Origin of the sequence: Oceanisphaera pacifica, assembly GCF_017498065.1 — a bacterium.
Classification (GTDB): Bacteria; Pseudomonadota; Gammaproteobacteria; order Enterobacterales; family Aeromonadaceae; genus Oceanimonas; species Oceanimonas pacifica.
Genome location: NZ_JAGDFX010000011.1, coordinates 53,043 through 68,135, shown reverse-complemented (window position 1 = coordinate 68,135; position 15,093 = coordinate 53,043). Strand labels below are relative to the sequence as shown.

11 protein-coding genes and 10 tRNA genes are annotated in these 15,093 nt (G+C 47.3%); all 21 read left to right on the top strand.

The window, feature by feature from the left end; all coding sequences use genetic code 11:
- Positions 1-2 precede the first annotated feature (2 nt).
- The 21 genes from tolB (at position 3) to phoU (ending at position 14,680) form a co-directional block, all read left to right on the top strand.
- The gene (tolB, locus tag J3U76_RS10365; RefSeq protein WP_208005892.1) at positions 3-1,301 is read left to right on the top strand and encodes a Tol-Pal system beta propeller repeat protein TolB; all 1,299 of its coding nucleotides are present in this window, start codon (positions 3-5) and stop codon (positions 1,299-1,301) included.
- 30 nt (positions 1,302-1,331) lie between these two features.
- Positions 1,332-1,865, top strand: a complete 534-nt coding sequence (gene pal / locus J3U76_RS10360) for a peptidoglycan-associated lipoprotein Pal (protein WP_208005891.1) — start codon at positions 1,332-1,334, stop codon at positions 1,863-1,865.
- 15 nt (positions 1,866-1,880) lie between these two features.
- Positions 1,881-2,666 carry a tol-pal system protein YbgF gene (ybgF, locus tag J3U76_RS10355; protein WP_208005890.1) on the top strand — a complete coding sequence of 262 codons (786 nt, stop codon included), beginning with the start codon at positions 1,881-1,883 and terminating at the stop codon, positions 2,664-2,666.
- A 164-nt stretch (positions 2,667-2,830) separates the two neighbouring features.
- A tRNA-Lys gene (locus tag J3U76_RS10350) sits at positions 2,831-2,906 on the top strand.
- A 34-nt stretch (positions 2,907-2,940) separates the two neighbouring features.
- Positions 2,941-3,016, top strand: a tRNA-Val gene (locus J3U76_RS10345).
- Positions 3,017-3,071: 55 nt separating this feature from the next.
- Positions 3,072-3,147 (top strand) — tRNA-Val (locus J3U76_RS10340).
- Between the two features lie 46 nt (positions 3,148-3,193).
- Positions 3,194-3,269 (top strand) — tRNA-Lys (locus J3U76_RS10335).
- A 42-nt stretch (positions 3,270-3,311) separates the two neighbouring features.
- Positions 3,312-3,387, top strand: a tRNA-Val gene (locus J3U76_RS10330).
- Positions 3,388-3,433: 46 nt separating this feature from the next.
- Positions 3,434-3,509: transfer RNA gene (locus J3U76_RS10325), tRNA-Lys, on the top strand.
- Positions 3,510-3,551: 42 nt separating this feature from the next.
- Positions 3,552-3,627, top strand: a tRNA-Val gene (locus J3U76_RS10320).
- 46 nt (positions 3,628-3,673) lie between these two features.
- Positions 3,674-3,749 (top strand) — tRNA-Lys (locus tag J3U76_RS10315).
- A gap of 42 nt (positions 3,750-3,791) precedes the next feature.
- Positions 3,792-3,867, top strand: a tRNA-Val gene (locus tag J3U76_RS10310).
- A 46-nt stretch (positions 3,868-3,913) separates the two neighbouring features.
- Positions 3,914-3,989, top strand: a tRNA-Lys gene (locus tag J3U76_RS10305).
- 189 nt (positions 3,990-4,178) lie between these two features.
- Positions 4,179-5,240, top strand: a complete 1,062-nt coding sequence (gene nadA, locus J3U76_RS10300; RefSeq protein ID WP_208005889.1) for a quinolinate synthase NadA — start codon at positions 4,179-4,181, stop codon at positions 5,238-5,240.
- Between the two features lie 405 nt (positions 5,241-5,645).
- Positions 5,646-6,335, top strand: coding sequence for a phosphate regulon transcriptional regulator PhoB (gene phoB / locus J3U76_RS10295; RefSeq protein ID WP_208005888.1), 690 nt, complete (start codon positions 5,646-5,648; stop codon positions 6,333-6,335).
- Between the two features lie 14 nt (positions 6,336-6,349).
- Entirely contained in the window at positions 6,350-7,660 is a 1,311-nt protein-coding gene (gene phoR / locus J3U76_RS10290; RefSeq protein WP_208005887.1) for a phosphate regulon sensor histidine kinase PhoR, read from the top strand.
- A 113-nt stretch (positions 7,661-7,773) separates the two neighbouring features.
- Positions 7,774-8,742 (top strand): PstS family phosphate ABC transporter substrate-binding protein, encoded by a 969-nt coding sequence (locus J3U76_RS10285; RefSeq protein WP_208005886.1) that lies wholly within the window; start codon positions 7,774-7,776, stop codon positions 8,740-8,742.
- Between the two features lie 399 nt (positions 8,743-9,141).
- Positions 9,142-11,388 carry an ABC transporter permease subunit gene (locus J3U76_RS10280; protein ID WP_208005885.1) on the top strand — a complete coding sequence of 749 codons (2,247 nt, stop codon included), beginning with the start codon at positions 9,142-9,144 and terminating at the stop codon, positions 11,386-11,388.
- Positions 11,389-11,399: 11 nt separating this feature from the next.
- Positions 11,400-13,049, top strand: a complete 1,650-nt coding sequence (gene pstA, locus J3U76_RS10275) for a phosphate ABC transporter permease PstA (protein WP_208005884.1) — start codon at positions 11,400-11,402, stop codon at positions 13,047-13,049.
- Between the two features lie 89 nt (positions 13,050-13,138).
- Positions 13,139-13,957: a phosphate ABC transporter ATP-binding protein PstB gene (gene pstB, locus J3U76_RS10270; protein ID WP_341534336.1), complete on the top strand. Its 819-nt coding sequence runs from the start codon at positions 13,139-13,141 to the stop codon at positions 13,955-13,957.
- Positions 13,958-13,966: 9 nt separating this feature from the next.
- Complete coding sequence (gene phoU / locus J3U76_RS10265) at positions 13,967-14,680, top strand: phosphate signaling complex protein PhoU (protein ID WP_208005883.1); 714 nt, start codon at positions 13,967-13,969, stop codon at positions 14,678-14,680.
- The last annotated feature ends 413 nt before the right edge of the window (positions 14,681-15,093 follow it).

Genomic DNA, 15,093 nt, shown 5'->3' with positions numbered 1-15,093 from the left:
TAATGATAAAACGATGGATAGGGTTATGGCTGCCAATGTTGTTGTTAACAACACCTGTAAAAGCGGCCTTTGAAATTGAAATTATCGGCGGTACCGATAGTGCGCGCCCGGTGGCTGTCGTGCCATTTCAATGGACGGGCAGCGGCGAAGCACCTAAAGATCTGGCTGAGGTGATTAGCAATGATTTTCGCAACAGTGGTATTTTTCGCCCGTTAGAGCGCAACCGCTTACCACAACAGGTCTCTCGGGCCGATGACTTGGTTGCCAGCCAATGGCGATCGCATCAAGTAGAAGCCGTGCTAGTGGGCTCTATTGAGCCTGCAGCCGGTGATCAATATCGCATTCATTTTGAATTGGCGGATGTACTAGGTAAAAACGGTGCTGAGTTACTAGAAAGTCGTAGCGCCACCGTACCCGCGGCGCAACTTCGTCAATATGCGCATCGTATGGCAGATATTGCTTTTGAAAAGCTAACTGGCATTAAAGGTGCCTTTTTAACCCGTATTGCTTATGTGAATGTACAACATGGTGCACAGTTTCCTTATCGGTTAATGATTGCCGACTACGATGGTTTTAATGAGCAGTTATTGCTGCGCTCTCGCGAGCCTTTAATGTCACCGGCTTGGTCACCCGATGGCCGCAAGCTGGCTTATGTGTCGTTTGAGAATAAAAAAGCCGAAATTATAGTGCAAGATATTTATAGCCAGCAACGCCAAGTGGTGAGTTCACAAAAAGGCATAAATGGGGCACCGCAATGGTCGCCAGATGGTAAGCAATTGGCACTTGTATTATCGCGAGACGGTCAGCCAGAAGTGTATGTGCTGACCTTAGCCAATAAGCAATTAAGGCGTATTACCAATAACCGCAGTATAGACACAGAGCCGACTTGGTCCGTTGATGGCAAAACACTTTATTTTGTGTCTGAACGCGGCGGGCGGCCACAGGTATATAAGGCGGATCTTAATTCAGGCGAAACGCGCCGAGTGACGTTTCAAGGGGATACTAATTTAGGGCCACGTATTACCCATGGTGGGGATAGCATGGTGTTGGTTAATCGCACTCAAGGTCAATATCGTATTGCCCGCCAAGACTTAGACGGAGGCCAGCTACAAGTGTTAACTAAAACACAGTTAGATGAGTCACCAAGTCCGGCACCTAATGGCACTATGATTATTTACAGTACCACTTATCAAGGCCGCCAAGTGCTATCTTTGGTGTCTATGGATGGGCGTTTTAAAGCTAGACTTCCGGTACGAAAGGGTGATGTTCGTGCACCAGCATGGTCACCGTACCTTAATTAATTTAATACTAAACGAGAGGAAATACACATTATGCAAATGAAAAAGTTATTGCAAAGTCTGGCTATTGCGCTCCCTATGTTAACCTTGGCAGCCTGTAGCTCTACCAGTGATTCTGAAACCATGACGGGTAGCGTTACCGATGGCAGTTACCAAGAAGGTGGCGTGCAAACCGGTGGTATTCAAAATGGCGGTGTTCCATCTGCCGAAGAGCAAATGCGTGAGCAGTATGAAGCTTTGCGCCGTGAAAATGTGATTTACTTTGAATTTGACCAAGACGAAGTGAGTGGTCATTATGCTCAAGTGTTAGAAGCGCACGCCAATTTCTTGCGTTCTAACCCGTCAGTGAGTATTTTAATTGAAGGGCACGCCGATGAGCGTGGTACCCCTGAATATAATATTGCCTTAGGTGAGCGTCGTGCTAAGGCGGTAACCAGTTACTTGCAGAGTTTAGGTGTGAGTGGGGCTCAGCTGGCCATAGTGAGCTATGGCGAAGAAAAGCCAGTGGATGCCTCGCATACCGAATCTGCGTTTTCTAAGAACCGTCGTGCGGTTCTTGTTTATTAAGGTTTACATTGATTTATGACCTATAGATTAGCGGCCATTGTAATGGCCGCTGTTTTATCTACGGCTTGCTTGGCACAAGCGCCAGTGAGTAATGTAGGTAGCAGCGGCTCTGTGAATGATCGTCTGGCTGAGTTGGAACGGGCCTTCAACGCTAAAAACCAGATACAAATTGCTCAGCAACGTCAATTTAGCGCATTACAACGCGAAGTAAGTGAATTGCGTGGCATGTTAGAAGAGCAAAACCATCGTCTAGATCAAGTCATTAATCGCCAACGTGAAGTGTTGCTTAAGCTGCAAGAGATACCAGATAAGCCACAAAAAAAAACTTCCACAAGCCAAGCTTCTGAGTCTAACAGCAATAATGAGCAACGCTCAGAGCGTCAGCAAGCCAGTGCAGGCGAGGCTGGCGGCTCACTCACTGCTCACGGTGATGAACAAGCGGCTTATGACAATGCAGTTAACTTAGTACTACAAGCCAAAGACTACGATGCTGCAATTCCTGCCTTTGCCCGCTTTATTACCCAGTATCCCAAATCAAGCTATGTACCTAATTCGCATTACTGGTTAGGGCAATTATTATTTTCGCAACAACGGTTTGATCAAGCTAAGTCACAGTTTTCTCGTGTAGTTAGTGCCTACCCTAAATCCAATAAGCGGCCCGACTCACTGCTAAAACTTGGGTTAATTGCCCAACAACAAAATGATAACGGCCAAGCTCAACAGCGCTTTGAACAAGTGATCAGTGAGTACGCGAATTCAGCTGCCGCCACTTTGGCTAAAAAAAGCCTAGCTGAGTTATAAATCGCGTTTATTATCTCTGTTGATGGTCTTGAGTGCTCGTTCTTTAAGCAAGCGGAATAAAATGTTGATTTAGCAGTTGCACAGAGAAATTAAATCCGTATTATAGGCCGCCGTTGGCAGGGGAGCTTTAAGAGAGTAAATCTGCGGGCGTATTAAGAAAATTTGGGGCATTAGCTCAGTTGGTAGAGCAGTTGACTTTTAATCAATTGGTCGCAGGTTCGAATCCCGCATGCCCCACCACTTACTGCTGTTAAAATGGCAATAAGAATACCCAGGGTGATTAGCTCAGCTGGGAGAGCACTTCCCTTACAAGGAAGGGGTCACTGGTTCGAGCCCAGTATCACCCACCAAATTATAAAGGTTATGGTTTAGTGCTAAGACTTAAACGGTAACAGTAAAATCCCAGGGTGATTAGCTCAGCTGGGAGAGCACTTCCCTTACAAGGAAGGGGTCACTGGTTCGAGCCCAGTATCACCCACCATATTTAGTAATAATTGCCTAAGGGCGGTTAGCAATACCGATTTATCGGGGCATTAGCTCAGTTGGTAGAGCAGTTGACTTTTAATCAATTGGTCGCAGGTTCGAATCCCGCATGCCCCACCAGTTTTTGCTACTTAGTAGCATAAGCATGTTAAGCAAGTCCCAGGGTGATTAGCTCAGCTGGGAGAGCACTTCCCTTACAAGGAAGGGGTCACTGGTTCGAGCCCAGTATCACCCACCAGATTTAGTAATAACTGCCTAAGGGCGGTTAGCAATACCGATTTATCGGGGCATTAGCTCAGTTGGTAGAGCAGTTGACTTTTAATCAATTGGTCGCAGGTTCGAATCCCGCATGCCCCACCAGTTTTTGCTACTTAGTAGCATAAGCATGTTAAGCAAGTCCCAGGGTGATTAGCTCAGCTGGGAGAGCACTTCCCTTACAAGGAAGGGGTCACTGGTTCGAGCCCAGTATCACCCACCAGATTTAGTAATAACTGCCTAAGGGCGGTTAGCAATACCGATTTATCGGGGCATTAGCTCAGTTGGTAGAGCAGTTGACTTTTAATCAATTGGTCGCAGGTTCGAATCCCGCATGCCCCACCAGTTTTTGCTACTTAGTAGCACAAGCGTGTTAAGCAAGTCCCAGGGTGATTAGCTCAGCTGGGAGAGCACTTCCCTTACAAGGAAGGGGTCACTGGTTCGAGCCCAGTATCACCCACCATATTTAGTAATAATTGCCTAAGGGCGGTTAGCAATACCGATTTATCGGGGCATTAGCTCAGTTGGTAGAGCAGTTGACTTTTAATCAATTGGTCGCAGGTTCGAATCCCGCATGCCCCACCATCCTCATTTTGTTGCACCTCGCTATTTTATTTACATTATTTTTATCCCCCAAGCCGCACTGCGGATTTTTGCGTTTTTGTCTCTTGTATTTGAACGCTTCCGGCTTTGTTTTACTAGATTTGGGTTACTTCGCTGGTCGCGCTATAATACCCGCCCTTGACGTAATCCGGACGGACACTGGAACAAGTTATGACTGAAGCTGTTGATATTTACGAATTTGATTACCCCTTTCCCGCCAAGCCGGCTGCGCTGACGGTTGATCAGCAGCGGGAGTTAAAAGCCGAAATTAAAGCACTATTAAAGGCACGCAATGCCGTGCTAGTGGCGCACTATTATACCGATCCTATTATTCAGGCGTTGGCAGAAGAAACCGGCGGCTGTGTATCAGACTCGCTAGAAATGGCTCGTTTTGGTAAAGAACATGATGCCAAAACTCTGATAGTGGCTGGGGTGCGCTTTATGGGCGAAACCTCAAAAATACTCAGCCCCGAAAAAACCGTACTCATGCCTACTTTAGAAGCCGAGTGTTCACTCGACTTAGGCTGCCCGGCTGATGAGTTTACTAAGTTTTGTGATAATCACCCCGATCATACCGTAGTGGTGTATGCCAATACCTCGGCTGCGGTAAAAGCTCGCGCCGATTGGGTGGTTACTTCGAGCATTGCGCTAGAAATAGTGGAGCACCTCGACAGTGAAGGCCACAAAATTATTTGGGCCCCCGATCGTCACCTAGGCGCTTACATTGAAAAAGAAACCGGAACTGAAATGCTGCGCTGGCAAGCGGCGTGCATTGTGCACGATGAGTTTAGAGCGAAAGCACTTACCGAGCTAAAAGCGCAAAACCCCGATGCGGCGGTATTAGTTCACCCTGAATCGCCTGCTGCTGTTATCGCACTGGCGGATGCGGTTGGCTCAACCAGTCAGCTAATTAAAGCGGCGCAAACCTTGCCCCAGAAAAAGCTGATTGTGGCCACCGACCAAGGCATTTTTTATAAAATGCAGCAAGCTTGCCCCGATAAAGAAATGGTGGCAGCACCCACCGGTGGTAACGGCGGCACCTGCCGCAGCTGTGCCAACTGCCCTTGGATGGGCATGAATGGCCTAGAGGCGATCCGGGATGCACTATTAACTGGCGGCCAAACCCACGAAATTCAGGTGGATGAAGCCACGCGCATTAAGGCCATGATCCCCCTAGAGCGGATGCTGAACTTTGCCGCAGATTTAAAGATGAAAGTAAAAGGTAATGCCTAACGCCTTACGGCGAGCTGTCAGCTTTAAGCTGTCAGTTAAGAGCTAAGCGAAAACAAAAGCGGCGCCAAGAGTCATCTTGGCGCCGTTTTTTTATGTAATGTAAAGCGTACAGTGCTCTTTGTTCGTCTTTGCGAGCACAGCGCGGCAATCCAGCTCTTTGTTTGTCTTACAGCATACGGCTAGCTGTCAGCTTTCAGCTGTCAGTTAAGAGCTAAGCGAAAACAAAAGCGTACAGTGCTCTTTGTTCGCCTTTGCGAGCGCAGCGCGGCAATCCAGCTCTTTTTTTGTCTTAAAGCTGACGGCTCCCCAAGGGGGATCATAAACATCAAATGACACCAATTCATAAAAGTGTCACATTAATTGCTAATAATGGTCATACATAAGGTCGGCTATAAGGATAGTGAAATGACACGGAAAATTCTGGTAGTAGAAGATGAAACTGCCATTCGCGACATGGTGTGTTTAATGCTAGAGCAAAAAGGCTTTAGTCCAGTCCCTGCAGCGGATTATCAGCAAGCTGTAGATATGCTACAAGAGCCTTACCCCGAACTGATTTTATTAGACTGGATGTTACCTGGCGGCAGCGGTATTCAATTTATTAAACAATTAAAGCAAAATGAGCTAACCCGACAAATACCAGTCATTATGCTTACCGCCCGTGCCGAAGAAGAAGATAAAATTACCGGCCTAGATGTCGGCGCAGATGATTACATTACTAAGCCCTTTTCCGTTAAAGAGCTGACATCTCGGCTGAATGCGGTATTGCGCCGGGTAGCGCCCACGGCTGCAGATGACGCAATAGAAATACAAGGTCTTAAATTAGACCCCGTTACTCATAGAGTGACGGCTAATGAACAGACGCTTGAGCTTGGGCCGACCGAATTTAGATTATTACACTTTTTTATGAGTCACCCTGAGCGTGTTTATAGCCGCGAGCAGCTATTAAACAATGTGTGGGGGACCAATGTTTATGTAGAAGATAGAACGGTTGATGTACATATTCGGCGCTTGCGTAAGGCGATTTCTGCGACCGAACATCATTTATTTATTCAAACGGTGCGTGGGGCAGGATATCGCTTTTCTACTCGTTTTTAACCCTAGGTTTAACGATGCAATTACATGAATCTCGCCGTGGTTTATGGTGGCGTTTAGCCCTTTTTTATAGCTGCTTTTTGGTATTGGGCTTAGTTATAACCAACATTTCATTGGGGTTATTATGTGCCACTGTGCTGCATTTACTCTGGCATTACCGCTTTCAACATAAACTTAAAGTGTGGTTATGGCGAGAGCGAAGCTTAATACCCCCTCATGGTAAGGGCAGTTGGGAGTCTATTTTTAATGGCCTATACCGCCAACAACAACGCCAGCGTGCTCGGCGCCGTGAGTTGGCGCGCTTAATTAAGCGTTTTCGCCAAGGTGCCGAAGCCTTGCCTGATGCCGCCGTAGTGATCCGCCACGACGGCAGTATTATTTGGTGTAATAAACTGGCGCAACAGTTATTAGGTTTTCGTTGGCCCGATGATGCAGGCCAACATATTGGTAACCTGATCCGCACCCCCTTATTTATTGCTTATATGGAACAAGGCGATTTTTTAGAGCCCCTTGAGCTCCCCGCCCCCCAGTGCGAACAAACCCTGCTTGAATGTCGAGTGATGCATTACATAGAAGATCAGTTACTGCTAGTGGTGCGCGATGTCACACGCCTGCGCGGCCTAGAGCAAGTGCGTAAAACCTTTGTTGCCAATGTGTCTCATGAACTACGCACTCCCCTTACGGTATTAAAAGGCTATTTAGAGTTATTAGAAGACACGCCAGAGCCGGCCATGTGGCAAAAAACGCAAACAGTCATGTTAGAGCAAACTTTGCGTATGGAAGCCTTAGTACAACAGTTGATGACCTTGACTCGCATTGAAGCTGCCGGCACCGAAGACGTTCATCAGGCGGTTGATATGCCAAGTATCCTTACGATGCTTGAGCAAGAAGCCCAGGCCTTAAGTGGTGACAGGCAGCATTTGCTGCATTTTGAGGTGGATACTCAGCTTAAAGTGCAAGGCTGTGAAGATCAGCTGCGTAGTGTGGTGTCTAACTTGGTATATAACGCGATTCGCCATACTGCTGATGGTAGCGCCATTACCGTGGAGTGGCGCTGCCTTGATAAAGGTGCTTACTTTTCTGTAACGGATACCGGGGAGGGAATTTCACCTAAACACTTAGCTCGCTTAACCGAGCGTTTTTACCGTGTTGATAAAGCTCGCAGCCGTCAAACCGGTGGCTCAGGGCTAGGTTTGGCCATAGTAAAACATGCCTTGGCTCACCACGGGGCGCAATTAGATATTAGCAGTAAGCTCGGTCAGGGCAGTTGCTTTAGCTTTATTTTGCCGGCACATAGGTTGATTAGCGCACCTAAGATGGCTAAGTAAGCGACTATCTCTTTTCGTTTTTCATTAGTTTGTCATGGTCTTTTCACATCATTGTCATGTAACTCAGCGATACTAGCGTCGTCTTAAGGAATCTAACCCAGATGGAGAACAGCATGAAATTGAATAACCTAGTGACAGCGCTTGGTTTAACGGCAGCTTTAGCCTCAGGTTCAGTCTTGGCCAATAACACCGCCTTATCTGATTATGAAAAAGTAAGCGGCATTTCTGGTAACTTATCTTCTGTTGGCTCCGACACCCTGGCTAACATGGCTACCCTGTGGGGAGAGGCCTTTACGCATCACTACCCGAATGTGAACATTCAAATTCAAGCGGCGGGCTCTTCCACGGCTCCTGCCGCTCTTACGGAAGGTACGGCACAGTTTGGCCCTATGAGCCGAGGAATGAAGAGCAACGAAATAGAAGCCTTTGAAAAGCGTTATGGCTATAAGCCGACACCAGTGCGAGTGGCCATTGATGCCTTAGCGGTGTTTGTCCATAAAGATAACCCCATTGAAGGCTTAAGCCTTGATCAAGTTGATGCCATTTTCTCTAGTACCTTAGGCTGTGGCAGTGCCGAGCAAATTACCCAGTGGGGGCAAACCGGTTTAGATGGCGACTGGAGCAAACGCGATATTCAGTTATATGGCCGCAACTCGGTATCAGGCACCTATGGCTACTTTAAAGATCAAGCCCTGTGTAAAGGCGACTTTAAAAACAATGTGAATGAGCAGCCAGGCTCTGCCTCAGTGGTGCAGTCTGTGTCTTCTTCACTCAATGCCATTGGCTACTCTGGTTTAGGCTATAGCACCTCGAGTGTGCGAGCTGTGCCCTTGGCTGGCGCAGGCTCAACGGACTATGTGGCGGCAAACGCCGATAATGCGACCACAGGTGATTACCCCTTATCGCGCTTTTTGTATGTGTATGTGAATAAGCACCCTAATAAGCCATTAGGCCCCATGGAAGCGGAATTTATTAAGCTGATGCTTTCTAAACAAGGACAAGACATTGTTGATCAAGATGGCTATGTTCCGGTACCTGCTGGTGTGATTAACGCCGACCTGAAAAAGCTAGGCTTAAAATAAGCAAGTACCAATAAAAATAACCCTAAGCCCCGAGCCCCACACTCGGGGCTTTTTTGTTTGTTCCCGATAAACATCGCTGTAAGCCATACGCCGTCCGCTTTATGTAAAAACAAACCGGTGTTTGTCATTAAGCTGGGCGCCGGGCGCTTTGTGCTCGGCGCTGTATGTGCCGTCATCCTGAACTCGTTTCAGGATCTCGCTTAGTCTTTGAGGCTTAAACATAACAGCGAGATACCAAAGCAAGTCCGGTAAGACTACGGGGGGCGGTATGTGTTTTAGCGTAAAACGTACAGCGTAAAACGTATAGCGTTAGCTTTGGCGGCTTTATTTAGCCTTGTCACAAAGTTGTCATCTCGGGGTCTTACAATGCTAACACTGGATACTTATTGAGGTGGCCTCATGTCAACCCACACACAAGCGACTAAGCAAATTGATGCCTTATCGGGCAGTCGCAAGCGTTGGCTTACAGACCGACTAGCAAAATACGGCGTAACAGCTGGTGGTATTTTGGTGCTAGTGGCCTTGTTGCTGATCTTTTTTTACTTGCTCTATGTGGTTAAACCCATTTTTGATAGTGCGCGTGTTACACCTGGTACTGAGTTTAGCTTACAGGTGAGTAACGATGCCGCGTTAGGCAAAGCGGTGTTATTAGGCGTAGAAGAGCAAAACGAACTGGTTTATCGCTTTAATGACCAAGGCGGTGTGCACTTTTATTCCTTGCCTAAGCAGGGCGAGCTGGTTTCTGAGTTTTCGTTAAATGAAACAATTAGCAGCTTTGCCCACAGCGCAAGCCAAAAAATGGTGGCGTACGGTGTGGCAGGGGGCGCAATCAAAGTATTATCGCCGCGCTTTAATGTGAGTTACCCCGATAATCAGCGACTGATACAACCCGAAGTGGTGTTCCCCTTTGGTGAAGCGCCCTTAGTGGTAGACGAGCAAGGGCGATCCTTAACTCAGCTAAGTATTGCTAGCCGCGATAATGACTTATTAGTGGCAGCCATTACCGATGCCGGTAAAGGGGTACTCACTCGTTTTTCTGGCAAAGAAAACTTTATGACTGGGGAAGTCACTTTTAGCTCAACTCAGGCTGAAATCACGGGTTTGCCTGCCAAGGTGGATCAACTATTACTGACGCCTAACTTACGCTTTTTATTTGCTCGCAGCGGTAATGAAGTATCTGTGTTTGATGTACGCAATATCAATAACTTGGTACTGCGCAGCGTACTGACTATGAATGCACCCGGAGCCAATATTAGCCAGTTGAGTTTATTGTCGGGGGGCAACTCGCTATTGGTGAGTAATGACGACGGCACCATCTCGCAGTGGTTTGAAGTCGCAAAAAATGGCACCCGTGAGTTTACCTTTATTCGCGATTTTGCAGCTAATAGTGCCGTTGAGCAAGTCACGGCCGAAGTGAATCGCAAAGGCTTTATTACCACTTCAGCCAATGGCGACCTTGATATTTTTCATGCCACCGGCGGTAAGCGTTTATTTTCAGCTCCTCTTGCCAAAGGGGACATCTCGGCGTTAGCGATTTCGCCACGCAACTCTATGTTGCTGCTAGAAAAAGATCATCAGATAGCCAGTTTTCATGTTGAAAACGAACACCCAGAAGTAACCATGAAAGCGCTGTGGACCAAGGTGTGGTACGAGGGCTACCCCGAACCACAATATGTATGGCAGTCCACTTCGGGCAGTAGTGATTTTGAGTCTAAGCTAAGTTTGATTCCCATTTCATTTGGTACCCTTAAAGCCGCTTTTTACGCTTTATTATTTGCGGTGCCCATCGCCATTGCCGGCGCTGTTTATACGGCTTATTTTATGTCGCCAGGGCTGCGTAAAGTGGTTAAACCAACCGTTGAAATTATGGAAGCGCTACCCACCGTTATTCTGGGCTTTTTGGCCGGCTTATGGTTGGCCCCATTAATTGAAAGTCATTTGCCGGGCATGGTGATCTTGCTGGTAATGCTACCGGTATCGGTATTGCTAGTGGCATTTATTTGGCAACACTTACCTAAAAAGCTGATTAATAGCGTGCCGCAAGGTTGGCAGAGTATTGTATTAGTGCCGGTGGTGGTTGTGGTGGGTTGGTTATCCTTTGCCCTCAGCCCTTGGGTTGAAACGGTACTATTTGATGGGGACGCGCGCGGCTTTTTAACCAATGAACTGGGTATTGGCTTTGATCAGCGCAACTCTCTGGTAGTGGGTATTGCCATGGGCTTTGCGGTGATCCCCACCATTTTCTCGATTGCCGAAGATGCGGTGTTTTCGGTGCCACGCCACTTAACCAATGGTTCACTAGCGTTAGGGGCTACGCCTTGGCAAACCTTAACCAGAGTGGTGATGCTTACCGCAAGCCCAGGTATTTTTTCGGCGGTAATGATGGGGCTTGGCCGCGCAGTAGGCGAGACCATGATAGTGCTGATGGCCACCGGTAATACGCCGGTGATGGATCTGAGCATCTTTAGCGGTATGCGCACCTTAGCCGCCAATATAGCGGTAGAAATGCCAGAGGCAGAAGTGAACAGCTCGCATTATCGAGTGTTATTTCTGGCAGCCTTTGTGTTGTTTATTTTCACCTTCATGTTTAACACGGTTGCCGAGTTTGTTCGCCAGCGACTGCGTGATAAATACAGTTCAATGTAGAGGCATCACCCATGAGTAAATGGTTTAAATCTGGCGCGCCTTGGATCTGGATGACAGGCGGTGCCGTTAGCGTAAGTTTAGTGGCGGTATTAGGTTTGCTGCTATTAATTGGCTGGCGTGGGCTGACCTTTTTTTGGCCCCACAGCATTTATGAATGGCAGGTGAGTGCGCCTACGGGCGAGCAATACACTGTGATTGGCGAAATACATGATCGCGAGCAAGTCCCCGTGGCGCAATTGCGTGGGGCAGGGCTAACACTTGAGGGCGTTACCGCCGAGACCTTAACTCGATATTTAATTAAAACCGGTAACCGTGAGTTTGTGCCGCTCGATTTTCGCTGGTTATTAGAAACTAATATTGTAGAGCGCCAACAGCCCGCAGATTTAGTGGTATTAGAGCGCACCAATCATGGCAACTTTTACGGCTATGTTGAGCAAGTACGCCAAGGCGATACCCTAGTAGAGGGAGATTTACGCAAACAGCTACAAACGCGATTAAGCCGAGTGCGTGAGCTTAATAGCGAGATGAAATCGCTACAAAAAGGCGATATTGGCACCATTAACTTTAAGCTTGAAAAGTTACGCCTTAAACAACGCAGCTTAGAGCTAGCAGGCGAAGCGACTGAGACAGCCATTGCCGATATTCGTGACCAAGAGCAGCAATTGCGCGCAGATTATCAGGCACTAGAAAAGCGTTTGTTTAGCCTAAGAGAGCAAGCTAGGCGCGACAATGTGGTGGTGCGCGATATGCGCGGTGAGCAGGTGACGTTATCGCTGGGTAATGTGCTAGATGCTACTTGGCCCAACGACATGGGTGGAATTGCCAAGGTTGGGCATTGGTTTTCACAAATTGGTAAGTTTGTGAGTGGCGAACCCCGTGAGGCGAATACAGAAGGCGGCGTGTTTCCTGCCATCTTTGGTACCGTGTTTATGGTTATTTTAATGGCCATTATTGTCACCCCTTTGGGGGTGGTGGCCGCCATTTACTTACATGAGTATGCGGGGAAAAATAATCTCACTAAAATCATCCGCATTGCCGTGATTAACTTGGCGGGTGTGCCGTCCATTGTATATGGCGTATTTGGTTTGGGCTTTTTTGTGTATATGGTAGGGGGATCGCTCGATCAGCTGTTTTATCCTGAGTCTTTACCTACGCCCACCTTTGGCTCGCCGGGTGTTTTATGGTCGGCATTAACCTTGGCGATTTTAACCTTACCAGTGGTGATTGTTTCAACCGAAGAAGGCTTATCGCGTATTCCAAGCTCAGTGCGCCAAGGCTCATTGGCTCTAGGAGCGACTAAAGCGGAAACCCTGTGGCGCATTGTGCTCCCCATTGCCAGCCCCGCCATTATGACGGGGCTAATTTTGGCCATTGCCCGTGCGGCAGGGGAAGTGGCGCCCTTAATGTTAGTGGGGGTGGTGAAGCTGGCGCCTAACTTACCGGTAGACGGTAACTTTCCTTATTTACACGTAGAGCGCAAGTTTATGCACTTAGGCTTTCATATCTTTGATGTGGGTTTTCAAAGCCCCAACGTAGAAGCGGCGCGACCACTGGTATATGCCACCTCCTTTTTGTTGGTGACTGTCATTGTTGGCTTAAACTTAACCGCCATTGGTATTCGTAACCACTTACGAGAAAAATTTCGCCTACTAGATCAATAAATTAAGACAGGCAGACAGTGCTAAGTGTGATGTTAAACATTGTCTGCCCTTGGTCTGCGTACCCAGTACGACATAATTGAGGTAATAAAATGATGAATGTAGCCATGAGCCAAAATCAGCCATTAGTACTCGACCCACAGCAACTCACGGCTGAGCAAACGGCGCTACAAATTAAAGACTTAAATTTATATTACGGTGAAAAACAGGCGTTATTCAACGTAGATATGAAGATTGCCAAGGGCCAAGTAACGGCATTTATTGGACCCTCTGGTTGTGGTAAATCTTCTTTATTACGCTGTATTAACCGCATGAACGATTTAGTGGATAATTGCCGTATTGATGGGCAAATATTGCTACACGATAACAATATTTACGATAAAAGTGTCGATGTTGCAGCACTGCGTCGCCAAGTGGGCATGGTCTTTCAGCGACCTAACCCTTTCCCTAAAAGTATCTATGAAAATGTGGTGTATGGGCTACGCTTGCAAGGCATTAACGACAGGCGCCGTTTAGATGATGCAGTAGAGCGCTCGTTACGCGGTGCCGCCCTGTGGGATGAAGCCAAAGACCGCCTGCACGAAAATGCCTTTGGCTTATCTGGTGGTCAGCAACAACGATTGGTGATTGCCCGTGCCATTGCCATAGAGCCAGAAGTGCTATTGCTTGATGAGCCCACCTCGGCACTTGATCCAATTTCTACTTTGGTAATAGAAGAGCTGATTAATACCCTAAAAGAGCAGTATACGGTGGTGATTGTTACGCATAATATGCAACAAGCCGCTCGGGTGTCTGATCATACCGCCTTTATGTATATGGGTGATTTAATTGAATACACCGACACCAATACCTTGTTTACGACGCCTTCGAAGAAAAAAACCGAAGATTACATTACCGGACGCTACGGCTAAGGATATTGCATGAACAATCTTAATCTTAAAAAGCATATTTCTGGCCAGTTTAATGTTGAGCTAGAAGAAGTACTCAATCAGGTATTGGTGATGGGAGGCTTGGTCGAGCAGCAACTGACCGATGCTATTACCGCTATTCACACCCAAGATGTGGAGCTGGCACGTTCAGTGGTGGCAAAAGATCAACAAGTCAATTATTTAGAAGTGGATATTGACGAAGATTGCACGCGCATTATTGCCAAGCGTCAACCGGCTGCGTCAGATTTACGACTGGTACTGGCGATCATTAAAACCATTACCGATTTAGAACGTATCGGCGATGTGGCCAAGCGGATTGGCATGATGGTGGTGGATAACGCCAATAAAAAACAACCGCCGTTAGTATCGATGGAAAACATGGGCCATCGTACGGTAAAAATGCTGCATGCATCACTGGATGCCTTTGCCCGTATGGACGTTGCCGCCGCCATAGAAGTACACAAAGAAGATAATAAAGTAGACCGAGAGTATGAGTCTATTATTCGCGAACTCATGACATTTATGATGGAGGATCCGCGATCTATCCCTCATGTGCTCAATGTATTATGGTGCGCTCGTTCATTAGAGCGAGTAGGGGACAGGGTACAAAATATTTGCGAGTACATTATTTACTTCGTAAAAGGCAAAGATGTACGCCATCGCAGCGATGAGGATATCTATAATTTATTAGACCCTAAGGGTTAGGGAATAGGGAATAGGGAATAGGGAATAGGGAATAGGGACTGGGGAGCTTCACTGATAGCTCCCCGTGGGCAGTCATTGCGAGGAGCGAAGCGACGTGGCAATCCATCGAATAGACGGCTGTACCATATCTACCGTACGCGATACATAAAAACCAAATCGGTGTTTCGGTTAGACGTAGCGCTTTATTTTAGAATGGATTGCTTCGTACCTCGCAATGACCGAAACCTTGTCATTGCGAGGAGCGAAGCGACGTGGCAATCCATCGAATAGACGGCTGTACCATATCTGCCGTACGCGACATGTAAAAAACAAATCGGTGTTTCGGTTAGACGTAGCGCTTTATTTTAGAATGGATTGCTTCGTACCTCGCAATGACCGAAACCTTGTCATTGCGAGGAGCGAAGCGACGTGGC